This window comes from Microbispora hainanensis, assembly GCF_036186745.1.
In the GTDB taxonomy this organism is placed as follows: Bacteria; Actinomycetota; Actinomycetes; order Streptosporangiales; family Streptosporangiaceae; genus Microbispora.
In genome coordinates this window covers 2,301,901-2,318,828 of record NZ_CP108086.1, presented here as the reverse complement: position 1 = coordinate 2,318,828, position 16,928 = coordinate 2,301,901, and the positions used below count along the sequence as shown (strand labels likewise).

At 65.5% G+C, this 16,928-nt stretch carries 17 protein-coding genes and 1 pseudogene; 17 read left to right on the top strand and 1 reads right to left on the bottom strand.

Translation table 11 applies throughout. The annotated features are described in order from the left end of the window. Positions 1–19: 19 nt before the first annotated feature. Complete coding sequence (locus OHB01_RS10700; protein ID WP_142649110.1) at positions 20–382, top strand: ArsR/SmtB family transcription factor; 363 nt, start codon at positions 20–22, stop codon at positions 380–382. A gap of 186 nt (positions 383–568) precedes the next feature. Here OHB01_RS10700 and OHB01_RS10695 read toward each other — a convergent pair whose 3' ends face one another. Next, positions 569–1,480 carry an aldo/keto reductase gene (locus OHB01_RS10695; RefSeq protein ID WP_147943276.1) on the bottom strand — a complete coding sequence of 304 codons (912 nt, stop codon included), beginning with the start codon at positions 1,478–1,480 and terminating at the stop codon, positions 569–571. Positions 1,481–1,568: 88 nt separating this feature from the next. On the opposite strand from OHB01_RS10695, the gene OHB01_RS10690 reads away from it, so the two are divergent. The 16 genes and pseudogenes from OHB01_RS10690 (at position 1,569) to OHB01_RS10615 (ending at position 16,851) form a co-directional block, all read left to right on the top strand. Continuing rightward, complete coding sequence (locus tag OHB01_RS10690; RefSeq protein WP_142649108.1) at positions 1,569–2,270, top strand: TetR/AcrR family transcriptional regulator; 702 nt, start codon at positions 1,569–1,571, stop codon at positions 2,268–2,270. Positions 2,271–3,579: 1,309 nt separating this feature from the next. Then, the gene (locus tag OHB01_RS10685; protein ID WP_328855286.1) at positions 3,580–4,125 is read left to right on the top strand and encodes a hypothetical protein; all 546 of its coding nucleotides are present in this window, start codon (positions 3,580–3,582) and stop codon (positions 4,123–4,125) included. Between the two features lie 392 nt (positions 4,126–4,517). Beyond that, positions 4,518–5,783, top strand: a pseudogene (locus tag OHB01_RS10680) (IS481 family transposase); the annotation flags it as partial. Positions 5,784–6,456: 673 nt separating this feature from the next. Then, positions 6,457–7,602, top strand: a complete 1,146-nt coding sequence (locus tag OHB01_RS10675; RefSeq protein ID WP_328855284.1) for a hypothetical protein — start codon at positions 6,457–6,459, stop codon at positions 7,600–7,602. Between the two features lie 64 nt (positions 7,603–7,666). Beyond that, the gene (locus tag OHB01_RS10670; protein ID WP_328855283.1) at positions 7,667–8,509 is read left to right on the top strand and encodes a helix-turn-helix transcriptional regulator; all 843 of its coding nucleotides are present in this window, start codon (positions 7,667–7,669) and stop codon (positions 8,507–8,509) included. A 97-nt stretch (positions 8,510–8,606) separates the two neighbouring features. Then, a complete protein-coding gene (locus tag OHB01_RS10665; protein ID WP_328855282.1) occupies positions 8,607–9,023 on the top strand; it encodes an ATP-binding protein in 417 nt (138 codons plus the stop codon). 8 nt (positions 9,024–9,031) lie between these two features. Continuing rightward, the gene (locus tag OHB01_RS10660; protein ID WP_328855281.1) at positions 9,032–9,298 is read left to right on the top strand and encodes a hypothetical protein; all 267 of its coding nucleotides are present in this window, start codon (positions 9,032–9,034) and stop codon (positions 9,296–9,298) included. A 146-nt stretch (positions 9,299–9,444) separates the two neighbouring features. Next, positions 9,445–10,287, top strand: a complete 843-nt coding sequence (locus tag OHB01_RS10655; RefSeq protein ID WP_328855280.1) for a sigma factor-like helix-turn-helix DNA-binding protein — start codon at positions 9,445–9,447, stop codon at positions 10,285–10,287. Then, entirely contained in the window at positions 10,287–11,174 is an 888-nt protein-coding gene (locus tag OHB01_RS10650) for an integrase (protein ID WP_328855279.1), read from the top strand. The genes OHB01_RS10655 and OHB01_RS10650 overlap by 1 nt, the downstream gene beginning before the upstream one ends. A gap of 87 nt (positions 11,175–11,261) precedes the next feature. Next, the gene (locus tag OHB01_RS10645) at positions 11,262–12,635 is read left to right on the top strand and encodes an IS1380 family transposase (protein ID WP_147945574.1); all 1,374 of its coding nucleotides are present in this window, start codon (positions 11,262–11,264) and stop codon (positions 12,633–12,635) included. A gap of 277 nt (positions 12,636–12,912) precedes the next feature. After that, a complete protein-coding gene (locus OHB01_RS10640) occupies positions 12,913–13,992 on the top strand; it encodes a hypothetical protein (RefSeq protein WP_328855278.1) in 1,080 nt (359 codons plus the stop codon). Positions 13,993–14,207: 215 nt separating this feature from the next. Next, positions 14,208–14,618, top strand: a complete 411-nt coding sequence (locus OHB01_RS10635; RefSeq protein ID WP_328855277.1) for a plasmid replication, integration and excision activator — start codon at positions 14,208–14,210, stop codon at positions 14,616–14,618. Beyond that, entirely contained in the window at positions 14,615–14,887 is a 273-nt protein-coding gene (locus OHB01_RS10630) for a hypothetical protein (protein WP_328855276.1), read from the top strand. Before OHB01_RS10635 ends, OHB01_RS10630 begins: the two co-directional genes overlap by 4 nt. After that, positions 14,887–15,189, top strand: coding sequence for a hypothetical protein (locus OHB01_RS10625; protein ID WP_328855275.1), 303 nt, complete (start codon positions 14,887–14,889; stop codon positions 15,187–15,189). The genes OHB01_RS10630 and OHB01_RS10625 overlap by 1 nt, the downstream gene beginning before the upstream one ends. A gap of 85 nt (positions 15,190–15,274) precedes the next feature. Further along, positions 15,275–16,699 carry an FtsK/SpoIIIE domain-containing protein gene (locus OHB01_RS10620; protein ID WP_328855274.1) on the top strand — a complete coding sequence of 475 codons (1,425 nt, stop codon included), beginning with the start codon at positions 15,275–15,277 and terminating at the stop codon, positions 16,697–16,699. Continuing rightward, positions 16,696–16,851 carry a hypothetical protein gene (locus tag OHB01_RS10615; RefSeq protein ID WP_328855273.1) on the top strand — a complete coding sequence of 52 codons (156 nt, stop codon included), beginning with the start codon at positions 16,696–16,698 and terminating at the stop codon, positions 16,849–16,851. The genes OHB01_RS10620 and OHB01_RS10615 overlap by 4 nt, the downstream gene beginning before the upstream one ends. The last annotated feature ends 77 nt before the right edge of the window (positions 16,852–16,928 follow it).

Sequence of the window (16,928 nt, the reverse complement as noted above, 5' to 3'; positions counted from 1 at the left end):
TTCGGGTTATGCTGGCGGCATGCACACCTCGCTGCCCGACTTCGACATGCCGAACGAGGAACAGGTGCAGCTGGCCGCCGAGTCGTTCCGACTGCTGTCCGACCCGACGCGGATAAAAATCATGTGGGCGTTGCTGCAAGGGGAGTCGTCCGTGGCCTGCCTGGCCGAACTCGCCCAGGCCGCCCCCACGGCAGTCAGCCAGCACTTGGCCAAGCTTCGCCTCGCCGGATTGGTCAAGGGCCGGCGCGAAGGGACCTTCGTCTACTACACCGCCGCTGACGAACACGTCCGACGCTTGCTGGCACAGGCTCTCTACCATGCTGATCACATTGACCGCGATGAGTCCGCGATCTCACCCGGATCGACACGCACGCCTGCCTAGCAGTTCTCAGGCTGTGTGCCGAGGAGGGACGTACCCAGGTTCGGCCTGGCGCCGAAGGCGATCAATCAGAAGTGATGTTCTGACGTCACGTCTGCGAGGTCGGGCCGCTGCTCGGGCGGGATGCCTCGGTGGAGCTCGACGGGCGGCGGCCAGCCGGCGAGGTGGCCGCCGCCGTCGAGCTGTTGTTCAGCGGTGGCTCTCCGCCGCGGACCTGAGCGCGTCGAGCGTGGACTGGTGTGGCTGGTCGAGGACGGCCTTCGACTCGTCGACGAGGCCGGTCAGGCGGGCTACCTCGGCGTCGGTCAGGTTCTCGGCGACCTCGGCCGCGGCGATGTTGGTGCGCAGGTGATCGGGGTTGGTCGTGCCGGGGATGACGACCATGGCAGGGGAACGGCGTAGCAGCCAGGCCAGCGCTACCTGGGCCAGCGTCGCGCCGAGGCGCTCCGCGGGGCCGGTCAGCGCGTCGTAGCTGGTGAGCCGCCCAGAGGCCAGCGGGAAGTAGGGAACGAACATGATGCCCTGCGCCTCGCAGTCGGCGAGGACCTGGACACCGCTGCGGTCGAGCAGGTTGAAGCGGTTCTGCACGGCCGCGATCGGCGTCATCTTCTGCGCGCGAGCCAGCATCTGCGGCGTCGCGCCGGACAGACCGATGCGGCGGATGAGCCCCTGGTCGCGCAGTTCGACGAGCACGCCGAGCGAGTCCTCCAGCGGCACGTCGCTCTCCTCGCTCTGCGCACCAGGAGTGTCGCCGCCGAGCCGCAGGTACGTCAGCTCGCTCACCTCCGTACCCAGGTCGGTCAGCGCCTCGTGGACCTGCCGGCGGACCGTGTCCGGGTGGTCGGTGATGATCCACGACCCGCCTGGGCCGCGCCCGGCGCCGACCTTGTTGCCGACGATCACCCCCTCCGGGAACGGCCGCAGCGCCTCCCCGATCAGCCGGTTCACCGTACGCGGCCCGTAGGCGTTCGCGGTGTCGAAGAACGTGACTCCCAGCTCGACCGCCAGGCGCAGCACCCGCCGCGCCGACCCGGGGTCGACCGGCGGCCCCCACACGTTCGGTCCGGCGAGCTGCATGGCGCCGTATCCGACACGATCCACTGGCTTCCCCCTCGATGTATCACTGCCACGCCGATCCGCGTATCACTGTTCGTTTCAGTGATACGCGAAATGCCGTAGCATTGCAACCGTGGACGATGCGAAGACCCGTACCCGGCGGCACATCCTCGAGGTAGCGGCCGACATCCTGGAACGGGAGGGCGCCCAGGCGGTCTCCACCCGCTCGGTCGCCGCGGCGGCCGGCATCCGCGCCGCATCCCTCTACCAGCTCTTCGGCGACAAGGACGGCCTCCTCGCGGCCTTGGCCATCCACGCCTTCGAGCTCTACCTGGCCGAGAAGCGCACCCTGGCGCACACCGATGACCCGGTCGACGACATGCGCCGCGGCTGGGACATCCACGTCGACTTCGGCCTGCGCCACCCCGCCTTCTACCTGCTGATGTACGGCACCGACCGGCCCGGCCGCCGCCCACCCGCCGCCGACAGGGCCCACGACCTCCTACTGAAGTTCCTCGACCGCGCCGCCACCGCCGGCCGCCTCCGGATCCCCCCCGCCCTCGCCGCCCGCCTCTTGCTGGCCGCCGTCACGGGCGCCACCCTGTCGCTGATCTGCGTGCCTGCCGAGGACCGCGACCCGGAGATCTCCACGAGAATGCGCGACACCCTCATCGACTCCCTCACCACCGACCCGCCCCCGGCCACCGACCCCGGCCTCGCCTCCCGCGCCCTCGCCCTCGATGCCGCCCTCACCGCCGCGGACGGGGCCCCCCTCCCGCTCCGCCCGACCGAAACCGCCCTCCTCCGCGACTGGCTCCACCAACTCGCCCACTGATCGCCCAGCCATGCCATCAAAATCACGAGCCAACTGAGCCACAGGCTCATCCGGGAAAGCGGATTCCACAGGACTTCGAGGCCGACAAGCGCAAGCCGACCAGAGAATCGCTGACGCACTGAGCGCCCGGGTAGAGACCGACCGGAAGGCGGCCAACGGCAAGAAGGAGAGCAGTGCTGAGAGCTGATGGCCCGTTAATGGCACGAACGCCGCTTCCCGTGATCGTGGAAGCGGCGTTTTGGCTGGTGGAGCCTAGGGGATTCGAACCCCTGACTTCCTGCTTGCAAATCGGCCCGCTCACCAAGGACAACGGCCCCGACCTGGGCGAGAGGCGGCCCGTGAGTGACCGTGAGTACCCCCTGTTGACCGCCCTTAATGGCCCGCTAATGGCCCGGAGATCACGCCCGCGACCTACCCCGGACCGTTGCCGGCGCGGCCCGCCTCCTGTTCTGCCCCCGTCCTCCTCGTAGCTGCCGATCCCCAGGACGGGACCGCTGTGTCAAGGGTCAGCGAAGCTGATCGCGAAGCGACGCCGAAGGCGCCCTTGACTCGGCGGGCACGGCCGGGAGCCTAGGGCAGCGAGGAGGACAAGCGATCACCGGACTGCATTCGCGTTCGCAGGAGCCACTCTCAAGAGACGGGTATGCACGTCTTGACTATTGAACCCGGATCAGGGACGGTCGTTCCTGACGCCTGTCGGGCGCATAGTATTTGGAGAGACATTAGGAAATGAGCGGCATCTCACTCCCTACGTGGGTTACGTCTCCCGAGGCGGTCTTTTCATTTGCATCTGCTGCCGCGGCATGGGTGGCGGCAATTTACGCGATCTCTAGTGCTAGGACCGCAAAAAGACAGTTTCGTTTGACACGAAAGCAAGAGGCGCGTAGAAGTATTAGCCTAATTGGCAACCTAGGGCGGTCATATTATGAAGCCGCAGATGATTCGCACCGATACATCTTTCCGTTGATTGTACGCAATCCATCCGACATGGATAACGCTTTGGTTAGAGCCGAATTATGGATTGGATACTCCAGGAACGACGGCTCCAATCATGTAGTTAAAATACCACAGGATAACCGCTTAGTCCTCGCTAAAAATGAGCCAGGTGAATCCCTCTTAAACCTTCCTGTACCGCTAGGCGCGCGCGAGGCCGTTTCGGGCGCCCTCGGATTCACTGTCCCTATAGGGTTGCTGAAGGAGTGCAATGTCGAAGATTTAACATTAAAACTAGAAGACAGCGTCGGTGCGATTGTTGATATCGCTCCAATACTGGTTAATAGGAAAGAATCGACATAGACTGGCGGAGTTGATGACGATGCGTGAACGACTGCCTGCCCCGTTAGACGTAATCTCTGACGCTGCGATCGCCACCGGGGGCGTTGGTCACGGCCGCCTAATTCCCTTGATAATTCTAGATACGCGCCGTAGGCCCGATGTTGAAGAGGCCATCCGAGTTCACCATTATTTGAGCGAAGGAGAAGTGCTGGTCAACTGGGCGAAGCTGCCATATGATCACGTTGGACTAGTCTTAAAGTTCGTTAGACCAGTTGAAGTTGTTGTTGTGGTGAGATTTAGCATAGAGCATCGAGGTGGCGTCGTTGATCAGATATTGAGTGCGCGTTCGCTGTATCTTCAAGCCGGCAAGCCCGGTGACCGATATATCGGTAGCCTGGATGCAACCCGAATCCTAATCGAGATACCAGACACAGGATTTCAGGAAATCTGGAGCAAGCTCCTGAAGAAGAGCATCATAAAGACGATTATGGCGCGGGGTGTTAGTCGCAAAGATGCGCATAAGCTCTATGACGAGTTCTTGCGGGAATGGCGAAAATTGGGTCGCTTTCGGATGCCATAGGGAAGTGTGAGTAGCGGAGGAGTCGCCGCAACAGAACCAGACTCCAGCGTCTTGAAAACATGCTGCTAGCAGCGGCCTGATGCGGCTATACGGTGCACATGATGTGGGTGCAATCCTCCCGCGCGGTCCCAGGCCGTCGGCGGTCGGGACCGGCCCCCAGGCCGCAAGCCCGACCGCCGAGCGGATGACGGGCCGCGAGGCGGCGCGGAGCGCCGCCCTTGATCTCTAAAAGAGCGATTCGGCAATGCACCGGATCTACCATCTGTCCTGTCCCGCGACATGCTTGACACATCAGTCCCAGGACATGTTTGACAGGTGCCGTTTTCGGTCGATCTTTCGTGCGTCGTTTGCGGGTGGCGCGCGTCAGGAGGCCGGGATTGGCCCTGGTCGATTTGTCCGTTGTCGAACAGCGTTATCGGGCGGTTTTGGCGGTCCTCGCCGGAGCGAGTGTGAGCGAGACCGCCGCTCAGGTCGGGGTGTCGCGGCAGACGATGCATTCCTGGCTGCGCCGCTATCGGGATTCGGGTTTGTCGGGGTTGGTCGACCGTTCCCGCCGTCCGAAGACGTCACCGTCGCAGTTATCGCCGGAGGTGGAGGCGGTGGTGTGTGAGCTGCGGCGTGAGCATCCGCGGTGGGGTCCTGTCCGGCTGGTGCACGAGGCAAAGCGCCTGGGGGTGGATCCGGTGCCGTCGCGGATGGCGGTGTATCGGGCGCTGGTGCGCCATGGCCTGGTGAGTCCTCGGCAGCGGCGCAAGCGCCGGGAGGACTACCTGCGGTGGGAGCGCCCTGCGCCGATGCAGCTGTGGCAGATGGACATCGTCGGCGGGGTGTTCCTGGCCGACGGCACCGAGGCGAAGGTCGTCACCGGGGTTGACGACCATTCGCGTTACTGCGTGATCGCATCTGTGGTGGCTCGTCCGACCGGGCGGGCGGTGTGCCTGGCCTTCGCCCAGGCGCTGCAGAGGTTCGGGGTGCCGGAGGAGGTGTTGACGGACAATGGCAAGCAGTTCACCGATCGGTTCGGCAAGGGCGGGGAGGTGCTGTTCGACCGGATCTGCCGGGACAACGGGATCGCGCATCGGCTGACTCAGCCGCGCTCGCCGACCACGACGGGGAAGGTCGAGCGGTTCCACCAGACGCTGCGCCGCGAGCTGCTGGACGACGCCGTGCCGTTCGAGGACCTGGCGGCGGCGCAGGCCGCGGTGGACGCTTGGGTAGCCGAGTACAACACCCGGCGACCGCATCAGGCGATCGGCATGGCCTGCCCGGCCGAGCGGTTCACGCCCACGGCCGACCCCCGCGAGGAGCTGTTGCCGCTGCGGCTGCCCGGCGCGCTCAAGGCGATCGACGGCCAGGCCGCCCCGCCGCAGCCAGCACCAGCACCAGCACCAGCACCGGAGGTTCCCGCGCCGACGCACGTCCCCGATCGGCGAGACGCGCCTGCGATCGCCGACCAGGAGCCGGTCAGGGCGTGGTCGGGCGGGCCGGTGGAGTTCGACCGCGTCGTCCCCGCCAGCGGCAACATGTTCGTGGCGGGACGCCAGTTCTGGCTCGGCCCCGACCGGGCCGGGGTGATGGTGACGTTCTGGGCCGACACCGACGTCATCCACCTGCTGGTTGCCGGGGTGCGGATCAAGAGCTTCCGCTCGCACCTGTCGAATGCCGACCTGGCCAAGCTCGCCGCAGCCGGGGGACGCGCGGCCGGGTCGGCGCCGCTGCCGCCGGCCGAGCCGGGAACCGCTGTGGAGGTGGATCGGACCGTCAGCCGCTCGGGCACGGTCAGCCTGGCCGGACGCGTCGTGCTGGCCGCCGAGATCCTCAACGGCCGGCGGGTGACCGTCCGGATCGAGGAACACACCTTGATGTTCTTCGACCCCGACACCCGCGAGCTGCTCCGTACCCGGCCCAACCCGATCAGCTGGGACCGGGTGCGGCACCTGCGCGACGCCCGCCCGGCCGGGCCGCCACCGAGGCCCTCGGCCGAGCCGGTCACCGTGCAGCGGGTGGCCAGCAACAGCGGGGTCATCATGGTCGTCGGGCAGAAGGTCGCCCTCGTCCGCATCCACGCCCGCGCCATCGTGACCGTGCACGTCAGCGACACCACGCTGACGATCGAACTGCCCGACGACACCCGCGTGGTCCGCCGCACCACCACTCAACCCGTCCGCAGCGTCAAAGCGGCCCGGCCCCGCAAGGCCGGTCATGTTTCCTAGGGCACCCGTCAAGCATGTGGTGGGACAGAACTGTCAATCATGTCGTGGGACTAGACAACCGGATCTACCATCAAATCCCGTTGAGAGCTAGCAGCAAAGTGTTTACAGGAGTAGTTGGATGCGCCCAGAAACTCTGCAGATCAGTCCGCAGGCTTTGAGAAGAATGAGACAAGTCCTCAGAGATTTCGATATCGCCACTCCTGAAACCATCAAGAAAGAATCCACATCCGAATTTCGCGTAAGCGTCTCAAGAGAGATTCTACCAGTCCCAGGTCTAATCTATTTGATACTACAGGCCCTTGGGTGCGAGAATTACGGTCGCGCGGAAAAAGTCGCATGGGCATTTCCCTTCGCTTTCGAAGGAGCTCGCTGCGTCCTTTCTTCAGAGAAATTTGGTCTTCGTCTCTACATAGACAGAGCCATAGCGCCAGATACAGAGATTGCCGCCCAAATCACTCAGAAGATAGTGGGACGATTGGCAAAGGCGCAACGGGTACTAGAGCGCGATGTTCTACGACCGATGGCGATGTCGGAGTTACAACAGGGCCGCGTGATCGTTCGCAATCAGAGATATCGACTCCGCGATTCATATGAATACTTTCGAGAGGGTGCGAGCCTTGCATATGAGGGCAACGGGCGGCGACAAAGAGCGAACTACATCTTCGAACATGAGACAGAGGCGTTCTACAACACCGTAGCAATGGTCTCATCCTACTTCAGCCTACTGGAGCACATACTTGTCCTGATTGCACCATTCACAGACAGAGCAGTAATCGGGGAAGATTTTCTAACTTTCATGGGAGATCGGTGGTCCAAGAAGTTCAAGACCGTGTTCGATATCACTTCAAACAAGGACGCTAAGAACTTCCATGACAAGCTGAATGAAATTTCGGAGGAGTATCGCAATACATATGCACACGGGGGATTCGACAAATCAAAGGGGGCCATCGGGTTCTACATACCGAGCATTGGCTGGCTTCCTGCCATGTTGAGCGACATTCGCGAAAGCCCTCATTTCGATTTTGTGCCAATAGCTGCGTCAGACTATCGCCAGATCTGCGAGCTATTCGATTCTTTCGACGCATGGCTTGAGACCGGTCCCGCATATCACGGCATGCAGTGGGCCGCGGCCGGACTGGATGTGCGCTACGATGACGAATTTTACAACGAGGTACGTTCGGCGATCGATGGTGACTCTTTCGATGAACTGCTTGATCGCACTTCGTATTTGGTGGATTTGCACACGAATATGGACTATCCGTGATCTCGGCACTCATCAGCAGGATCGATCACGAGGGGCACCATCCCTGCATGATAGAACGCTAAGCATGGAGGACCGGAGAGACCGGCTTCGGGAGCTGGGTGAGCTACTGCGGCGGCTTCGTAAGAATGCGGGGCTGACGGGTAAGGACTTAGCGCTGCGGGCCGGGGTGGCGCAGCCGACGATCTCGCGGATGGAGACGGGGCGGCTGTTACCGACTCCGGAGACGGTTGATCGGGTGTCCGCAGCTCTTGACCTCGACCAGGACGCGCGGCGCGAGTTGGACATGCTGCTCGTGCGACTGCGTGATGAGGTGTCCCGGCTGAAGGGTGGGTTGGCTGGCCGGGAAGCAGCGGACGCTGCGCGGGTGCGTTCGTCGAAGTGGATAGCGGTCTTCTCCTCGGCGATGATCCCGGCACTGTTGCAGACAGCGGAGTATGCGCGGCTGGCGGTGGCACTCGGCCGAGATGTCGATGAGGACGATGCGGCCAAAGCCGCCGCCGCACGAGTCGATGCTCAAGCGGTTCTGTTTGATGATGGCCGGCGGTTCGCCTTTGTGCTCACCGAGGGCGCGGTGCGTACCTGGCCAGGGTCTCCATCGTTGATGCTGGCCCAGCTCGACCGGTTGGCCCAGGTGTCAACGTTGCCGCATGTCCGGCTCGGGGTCGTGCCATGGAAGACGGAGGCGCCGGCCTTCCCGCTGCACGGGTTCACCATCTTCGATGGGTCCGTGAGCGTGGTGGAGAGCCTGACCGGTGACCTCACGCTGACGGAGGCGTCCGAGATCGGCGCTCATGAAGAGGCGTTTGAGGCGTTTGCGGGGACGGCGGTGTACGGGGATGAGCTGCGGGCGCTGCTGGGTGAGATCGCGTCGGACTTCCGGGAGCTGGCGAAGCAGCTCAACAACTGACGCATTTATGCGCTGTATTCCTTGAGATGCTTCTAGCGTGGTCATACGCTCCTGTTCGTAGGCATGTCTAGCCCCCTATACGACGGAGCGTGTCCCCGTGGCCCCTTGGCGCCTGTCCCGGCACTTCCTCGGCCGTCCTGCCTCGGTCACCGAAGCCCGGCGCTTCATCACCGCATCCCTCGGCGTCTGGCCTGTCGTCGAGTCGGCCGAACTCATCGTGAGCGAACTGGCGACCAACGCCGTCCGGCACACCGCCTCGGCCCGGTTCGGCGGCAAGTTCATCGTCAGCATCCAGGCCGAGCCCGATCAGGTCTGGCTCGGCGTCACCGACGAAGGCGGCTTCGAAGTTCCCCGGCTCGTCCGGCCCAGCGACGACGAGGGTGGCCGCGGCCTGCTGCTGGTCGCCAACCTGGCCGACAACTGGGGCGTGTACGGCAACCAGGCCGGCCGTACCGTCTGGGCGCTGCTCAAGGTCGACCCCATCGCAGCCGCCGCACAGGCGACGTCCCGGTGATGAGCTGCGTGAGCCCGCACGTCCCCGATCGCCGGCAGCCAGAGTGCAAGAAGCTGGAATGGTTCGAGCCCTCGGACGGAGCGCGGGTACGGGTGCTCGCCTGGACCTGCGACTGCCTGGCCATGGTTTACGAGTTGTGCCAGGCGGGCGGCCAAGGGTTCATCCTGCGCACCCTCCAGAACGAGGACGCCCCCGAGATCCGCGAGACCCATCGCTGGTCCCTCGCCCAGGCGCGTGAGGTCTGGGCGGCCCTGTTGACGGGAATGGTGCGGTGAGCCCGCGCGGTGTCCCCAACCGGCGCTCGGCGATCCGGGCCGTGGACCCAACCACTGGCAAACCCGCCAAAACCGTACTGTCAAGAGGGATAGACGGCATTTCGTCTAGGGCCCTAGACTCGGGTGCGCACCACCGAGGAGGAACCGTGCCACCGAGCGACCTGGACAAAATCGCCGCGATCGACGATCCCTACCTGCTGCTCCGGGTCGCCACCGAACGACTCAACGCCGCCCAGCAAGAAGTCACCGAACTGGCCCGGCTCCGCCGCCGCGTCATTCAAGAGCTTCACGCCCAGGGCATGTCGTATGCGCAGATCGCCGAGAAGGCCGGTCTGTCTCGCGGGCGTATCCACCAGATCCGCCACACCGGCCCCGCCCCCGAGGGCGCGTTCCTCGGCATTGGGTCGGTAACCGTGGTGACCCCTCTGCGGCACGACGCCGCGACCGGCCGCTCCATGGTCGCCCTGGACGACATGCGCGCCGGCAAGCGCCTGGAAGACCTCGCCCGGACCTTCGGCCTGACCGTCGCCACCGACAACGTCACGGTGGACGGGCAGATCGACCTCAACCGGCCCGGCCTGCTCGTCATCTGCGGCCCCCGCATGTCGGATGCCATGCGTGCTGCGTACGACGCCGATCCGGTCATCCGCTGGGACCGCGACGATATCGGCTGGAAGCTCCTCGACACGCGCACCGGCCGCGAGTACCGGTCCGGCTCCCAACTCGACCCGCAGCAGTCGACCGACTCGGCCTTCCTCGGCCGCCTACCCCGCCCGGACGGCAACGGGTCATTCCTGGCCATCGCCGGTATCCACCCCAACGGCTCCCTCGGCGTCATCCACCTACTCGCCAATGAGATCGCCACCTTGTGGGGGCAGGTCGGCGACCGCCGCTTCTCCTGCGTGGTCGGCGTCGAATACGACCCGCAAACCGGGGAACCAGTGCGAGCGGAACTGGCCAGCCCGCTCTACCGGCACGAGGACACCTGATGCGCGTCGCCTTCGCCAGCGAACCCGCCTACCCCGACCGGCCCAACGAAGACTTCATCGGCGCCACCGCCGACGCCGTCGTCCTGCTCGACGGTGCCAGCATCCCTCCAGGCATCACCTCGGCCTGCTCGCACAGCGTGCGCTGGTACTCCCACACCCTCGGTTCCACCCTGCTCGCCGAGATGACCCAAAGCGCCGGCCCCCTGCCCGAACTCCTCGCCCAGGGCATCAAGCACGTCACCTCACTGCACGACTTCACCTGCGACCTGACCCACGGCGGCTCCCCCTCCGCCACCGTCATCATGCTCCGCCAAACCGCCGACCACCTCGACTGGCTCGTCCTCGGCGACTCCACCCTCATCCTCGACACACGCACGCCCAACCCGATGGTGATCTGCGACGACCGGCTCGAACAGGTCGCCGCCCCCCACCGCACACGGCTCGACAGCCTGCCCGGCGGCACACCCGAGCACGCCGAAGCCCGCCGCCAGTACGTCGAAACCCTCGGCCAATACCGCAACCGCGACGGCGGCTTCTGGGTCGCCTCCACCGACCCCCTCGCCGCCGACCAAGCCTTCACCGGCACCATCCCCACCGACGGGATATGCGCCGCAGCCCTGCTAACCGACGGAGCCGCCGACGCCGTCAACCGCTATCGCCTTACGACTTGGCGGCGGTTGCTCGGAACGCTAGCTCAAGACGGACCAGCCGAGCTGATCCGCCAGGTCCGTGAAGCTGAGCGGTCCGACCCTCGCGGTGAGCGCTGGCCACGAAGCAAGCCTCACGATGACGCAACCGCTGCCTACTGCTGTCCAAGCGAAGGCGTCTTGGGTGATCCGGTAGAAGCGCTAGCCTCGGGCTTTCGCGACGAATTTGAGCGGGCTTGATCGTTTACATGAGAAAAGTGCCTTTGAGCTGGGAGGATTGGGCTTGTCGAGAGTCCTGTCCGCACCAGTTCAGAAGGCACTTTCCAAGTGAAGACTATCGCGTTGCAGCGCAAGATCGTGGTGTCCGCCGACGGCTCGGGACTCGTCTCGCAGGCCGGTGGGCTGCTGTTGCTGGAGACGTTGCGGGTCACCGGCCTGGGCAGGGAACTATCGGCGCAGCTGGAACGGTGGCGTCCGTCCCGGGCGGTACACGACCCGGGCAAAGTCATCGCCGATCTGGCCCTCACGCTGGCGTTAGGCGGGGACTGCCTGGCCGACATCGCGATGCTCCGCGCTCAGCCCGAGCTGTTCGGCCCGATCGCCTCCGACCCGACCGTGTCCCGGGTGATCGACCGCCTGGCCGCCGACCCCGTCCGCGCGCTTAAGGCGATCCGCGCCGCCCGTGCCACCGCCCGGCAGCGGGCCTGGGCCCTGGCCGGCCCCCACGCCCCCGGCACCGACGGCCAGCTGATTCCCCTCGACATCGACGCGACCATCGTCATCGCCCACTCTGACAAGCAACAGGCCGCGCCGACCTGGAAGAAGACCTTCGGGTTCCACCCGATGACGGTCTTCGCCGACCACGGAGCGACCGGGGGCGGGGAACCCTTGGCGATCATGCTGCGGCCCGGCAACGCCGGATCCAACACCGCCGCCGACCACATCACCGCCACCCGGCTGGCGCTGGCCCAGCTTCCCAAGCACCGCCGCCGTCAGGTACTGATCCGCGCCGATTCCGGCGGCGGCACCCGCGAGTTCCTCACCTGGCTGTCCCGGCCCGGGCGGCGGCTGTCGTACTCCATCGGGTTCGCCCTCACCGAAGAAATCCAGGCCGCGATTCTGGCTCTGCCCGCGCAGGCGTGGACGCCCGCCTACGACTCAGGCGGGCAGGTACGGCCGGGTGCGTGGGTGGCCGAGCTGACCGGCCTGGTGAAGCTGGACGGCTGGCCGAAGGGCATGCGCCTGATTGTGCGCAAAGAGCGCCCGCACCCGGGCGCGCAGTTGCGCTTCACCGACATCGACGGGCACCGCTTCACCTGTTTTGTCACCGACACCCGCCGCGGTCAGCTCGCCGACCTGGAGCTACGCCACCGCCGCCGCGCCCGCTGCGAAGACCGCATCCGCGCCGCCAAGGACACCGGGCTGCGCAACCTGCCGCTGCACGACTTCGACCAGAATCAGATCTGGTGTGAGGTCGTCGCCCTGGCCTGCGAACTCCTGGCTTGGATGCAGATGCTCGCCCTGGATGGGCCGGCCCGCCGTTATGAGCCCAAACGGCTGCGGCTTCGCCTGTTCGCCGTCGCCGCCCGCCTGGTCCGCGGCGGACGCCGCCTACGCCTGCGCATCGCCGCGTCCTGGCCCTGGGCCGGCCAACTGGTCACCGCCATCACCCGGCTCCAAGCACTCCCGGCACCGACCTGATCCGGCACCAAACCGCCCCGACGACCAGGAAGGACACCCCGCGGGCCCGTGGAACCCCGTCCACCCGGCGCGACAGCCGGGCCACCAGGCTGACCACGACCGCGATTTCACACTCCAGCCGAACCGCTCAGCCAGCGACCTGATGAACGTGAAAGATCGAGGCTAGAGCATGCATAATCGAGATTGCAGGCCGGTATGACAACTATGAGGCCATTGCCCGATTTCATCTGCCCTCTCGCGGGAGGCCGTCATCTCCACCGTCAGGTACATCACCGATGTGACCCGCCAGCGGCTTATTGACGGCCTCGCCCAGCTGCAGACTCCGTGGAGTGGGAGGCTTGACGATGTGGATTTCCTGGCCCGGCTCTACGACATAGATAGATTGCCCAGCCGCGACCCTCGCTTCGCAACAGCAGCCCAGGACATCGCTCAGCATCGGTTGTGGAACAACGACTGGCCCGACGACTGGATCTTCGAGGACACGCGCTTCGGCCTGACAGATGGCGATGAGGCGCTGCTGGCGTTCCTCGCGGAGATGCTGCACCCCGCCGTACGGCTTGACTCGTCCGAAGTCGAACAGCTGCGTACCTTCTTCAATAGCGTCTTAATTCATGACGGCTATGAACTAGTCAAGATTGACGAGATCAGCGGTGCCCCCGTCTTCGCTCCGCGCCGGATAGGGTCCGGCGTACGCGGCGCGATGAAGAACTTAATCTTCGCCGCCATTGGCCCCAAGCCCAAAATTGTGCTCGATGATGCGGTCAATAACGACTTGCGTATCGTGCAGAATGAAAAAGGTTGCCTGGTCTACGACCGTCCGCTAGCTGCACACGGCCTCACCTGGGCGGAGCTGACTGACTGGTGGGCTGATCGGGAGGGAATGAACGGTGCCGCGGCGAGTGACATCTCACTCAGCCTGTACCGACGGCTGGACCGCTCTTTGGGTAATAATGACGCCGAACGTCGCATTCTTCGGAGGTACGCTCAACGGTATATCCGGCTTGGTCCCGAAATCCCGGCACTTATACCACAGGTCTATCTTCACTACGACCCGTACACGCGCACTCGCTACTTGCCGGGGGCCTCGCCACTAGGGCGGCAGCGGATGGACTTCCTTCTACTCTTACCGCACCACGTCCGTGTCGTTATCGAATGCGATGGGAAGCAGCACTACGCCGACGATGACGGAAAGGCAAGCCCACGTCGCTACGCCAAAATGGTGGCCGAGGACCGCGAGCTGCGCCTGAAGGGGTATGAGATTTATCGCTTCGGCGGTGACGAACTCGTCGACTCTCCAACCAGCATCCAAATGCTCGACGACTTCTTCGACCGCCTCGCTAGCCGCCACGCCGACTGAAACTCGCCAAGTAGACCGTAGCTCTATCGCGCCGCTCGCTGTGATCCCTTGCGTCAAGACCTCAGCTGGCGCTCCAAGGTCGCAACCCTCCATCGTTTACCCCCCTAGACAGTCCATGCTTCTACTTGCTAACGTCTTCCGCGTAGCCCCCTAGACAGTTCTCGTCGCGGACCAGCCGCCAATGTCTAGGGGGGTGGACAAGGAGGTGGTGAACTATGGCACTGCAAGGACCCATCCCGATCAGCTTCGAGCTGCTGTTCCCGCACGGCTGCTACGTCGTGGGCGAGGTGACCGCGGCGAAGGACTTCGACGCCAAGCGGGACACCCAGGCCAAGGACAAGACGACCGGCCTACCGGTCTGGCAGGTCCCGGTGATGGACGCCGATCCTTCACTGAAGGCCGCGCAGAAGACGGTGACCGTGAAGATCCTGTCGGAGGTGCAGCCGGTCGTCCCGCCGTCGCTGCCGGGCGTGCCGCTCGCTCCGGCCGAGTTCGAAGGGCTGGAGGTCAAGCCGTACGTCCATCAGGCGACGGGGCGGCTGGCCTACTCGATCTCGGCTCGGGTGATGCGGGCTCCCCGCACAGGGGCCGGCAAGACCGCCAACGCTGCGAAGGACGCGGCGTGATGGGGCGGCGGACGGTTCGGCCCTCGGCCGTGATCAGCCTCAACACCGGGTGCGGGGCCTCGGCCAAGACCCTGCCGTACCCGGCCCGGACTCCGGTGCTGGCGCTGGACTTCGGCTCGACGTCGGTGCTGCTGTCCACCTCGGACAGTGATCAGGTCAGCCCGGCCGATGTCGAGTTCGCCCGGCAGCTCGCCCGTGAGGCGGCCTCGTTCGCCCGGTCGATCGAGCGGCGGTTTCACGGTCTGGCCAACGGTCGGGGGGTGGCGTGATGACGCACGGTCCCTACACCCACGTGTCGATGTCGATCGACCCCGGTCAGCGTCCCCGCATCGGGATCTCGTTCTACGCCTCGATCACGTGGGCGCGTGCTCGGGTGCTCGAGTCCGGGCGGCCGTACCTGGTCCTGGAATCCGACGAGGCGGACGTGACGGTCTCGACCACCGGAGCCGGACCGGTCACCGCCGAAGACCTGGAGATCGCGCGGCAGATCTTCAACGCCGCCGCGCGGTACCTGGCCGACTGCGAACGCATACACGCCGACCACGCCCAGGTCACCGATACGGCGGCCTGACGCAAGCGGGGCCGCTGGAAGCGGCAACTTCCGGCGGCCCCTCGGTCTCTCCCTGACTGCGCATCACAAGAGAGGAGTTCAGCTTATGCTCAAGCGCCTTCCCGGTGGCGAGGTCCGTAACCTCGTGTCCACCACTCCAGACACGGCGGTCGTGTTCAAACCGGCCGTCGTCCAGACCCCGGCGATCCTCACGATCCTGGTCTTCCTCGGCCGCCTAGTCGCCGGTCTCGTCCGTACCCTCATCGTCCACCCCATCGCGGTTGCGGTGCTCGCCGTTCCCGGCGTGATCTGGGTCCGGTACGGTGGGCCCGTCGCGGTCGCCGCCGTCACCATCCCCGGTTCGCTGTTGTTCGGCTGGGTGCTAGCCGACCGGGCATCGTTCGCCCGCTGGATCGGCTGGCGACTGTTGGCCTTCTGGCGCCGGTTCTGGATCTACCGGCGGCACTGGCAACCAGTGATGATCATGTCCGGGCTCGGCCGTCACCTCCAGGGCCGCGACTACCTGCCCCGCCTCATCCACGTGGAGTGCGACGGCTGGGCCGACCGCGTCACCGTGCGCATGCTGTCCGGGCAGGCCGTCAAGGACTGGGCCGACCGCACCGACCACCTGGCTCATGGCTTCGGCTCCCCCTCCTGCCGGGTGGCGGTCGTGCGGGCCGGGCGGCTCGTGCTCACCTTCCCCCGGCGTGATCCGCTCGCCGAACCCCTGCCCGCCGTGCCCATCCCTGAGGTTGCCTCGGTGGGGCCGATCGAGATTGGCCGGTGCGAGGACGGCTCACCGCTGCGGCTCAAGGTCCATGGCACCCACATCCTGATCGCCGGTGCGACCGGGGCCGGTAAGGGCTCCTACCTGTGGTCGACCATCCGCGGGCTCCTCCCGGCGATGCGGGCCGGACTGGTGCAGGTCTGGGCGCTCGACCCCAAGCGGATGGAACTGTCCTTCGGCCGCGCCTTGTTCGCCCGGTACGCGGCCGATCCGAAGGAGTGTGCCGACCTGCTCGATGAGGCCGTGTGCGTGATGCAGGAGCGGGCCGACCGGTTCGCCGGCCTCCAGCGCTCCCACACGCCGACCGTCGATGACCCGTTCGTCCTGGTCCTCGTCGACGAGGTTGCGTTCCTGACCGCCTACCAGTCCGACAAGCAACTCCGTCAGCGGATCACGGCGGCCCTGGCCACCCTGACGACACAGGGCCGGGCGGTCGGCGTCGGCGTCATGGCTGCACTCCAGGACCCCCGCAAGGAGGTCATGAACATCCGCAACCTGTTCCCCGACAAGATCGCCCTCCGTCTCGATGAATCGGAACAGGTGGACATGGTCCTCGGCGACGGCGCACGCGACCGGGGCGCACTCGCCGACCACATCTCGCCGATTCCAGAGCTCGGCGCGGGCGTCGGCTACGTCCGGCTGGAGACCTCACCCGATCCCGTGCGAGTCCGGGCCGCCTACGTCTCCGACTCCGACATCCGGCAGATGGTCGCCGAGTACGGCGGTCGAAGCGAGGCCGCATGAACAGCCCGGCGCACTTCCTCGACGGACTGCGCTGCTCCATCTGCGGCGCGCTCAACGTCTTGTGGCTCGACCCCCTGCGCGGCCTGGTCGAGTGCCACGAATGCGGCCAGACCGCCCTCACCGTCCCCGAGGTCGTAGAGGAGGACAGTTGATCGACCTCACCGACGCCCAGCAGGCCGGGGGAGACCAGCCGATCTCCCCCGCTCGGCTCAACGACCGGTCCACTCCC

Excerpts from the sequence above, each read along its gene's own strand:
- OHB01_RS10700 (WP_142649110.1), top strand. The coding sequence starts at position 20 with ATGCACACCTCGCTGCCCGACTTCGACATGCCGAACGAGGAACAGGTG.
- OHB01_RS10685 (WP_328855286.1), top strand. The coding sequence starts at position 3,580 with ATGACGATGCGTGAACGACTGCCTGCCCCGTTAGACGTAATCTCTGAC.
- OHB01_RS10675 (WP_328855284.1), top strand. The coding sequence starts at position 6,457 with ATGCGCCCAGAAACTCTGCAGATCAGTCCGCAGGCTTTGAGAAGAATG.
- OHB01_RS10670 (WP_328855283.1), top strand. The coding sequence starts at position 7,667 with ATGGAGGACCGGAGAGACCGGCTTCGGGAGCTGGGTGAGCTACTGCGG.
- OHB01_RS10650 (WP_328855279.1), top strand. The coding sequence starts at position 10,287 with ATGCGCGTCGCCTTCGCCAGCGAACCCGCCTACCCCGACCGGCCCAAC.
- OHB01_RS10635 (WP_328855277.1), top strand. The coding sequence starts at position 14,208 with ATGGCACTGCAAGGACCCATCCCGATCAGCTTCGAGCTGCTGTTCCCG.
- OHB01_RS10625 (WP_328855275.1), top strand. The coding sequence starts at position 14,887 with ATGACGCACGGTCCCTACACCCACGTGTCGATGTCGATCGACCCCGGT.
- OHB01_RS10620 (WP_328855274.1), top strand. The coding sequence starts at position 15,275 with ATGCTCAAGCGCCTTCCCGGTGGCGAGGTCCGTAACCTCGTGTCCACC.
- OHB01_RS10615 (WP_328855273.1), top strand. The coding sequence starts at position 16,696 with ATGAACAGCCCGGCGCACTTCCTCGACGGACTGCGCTGCTCCATCTGC.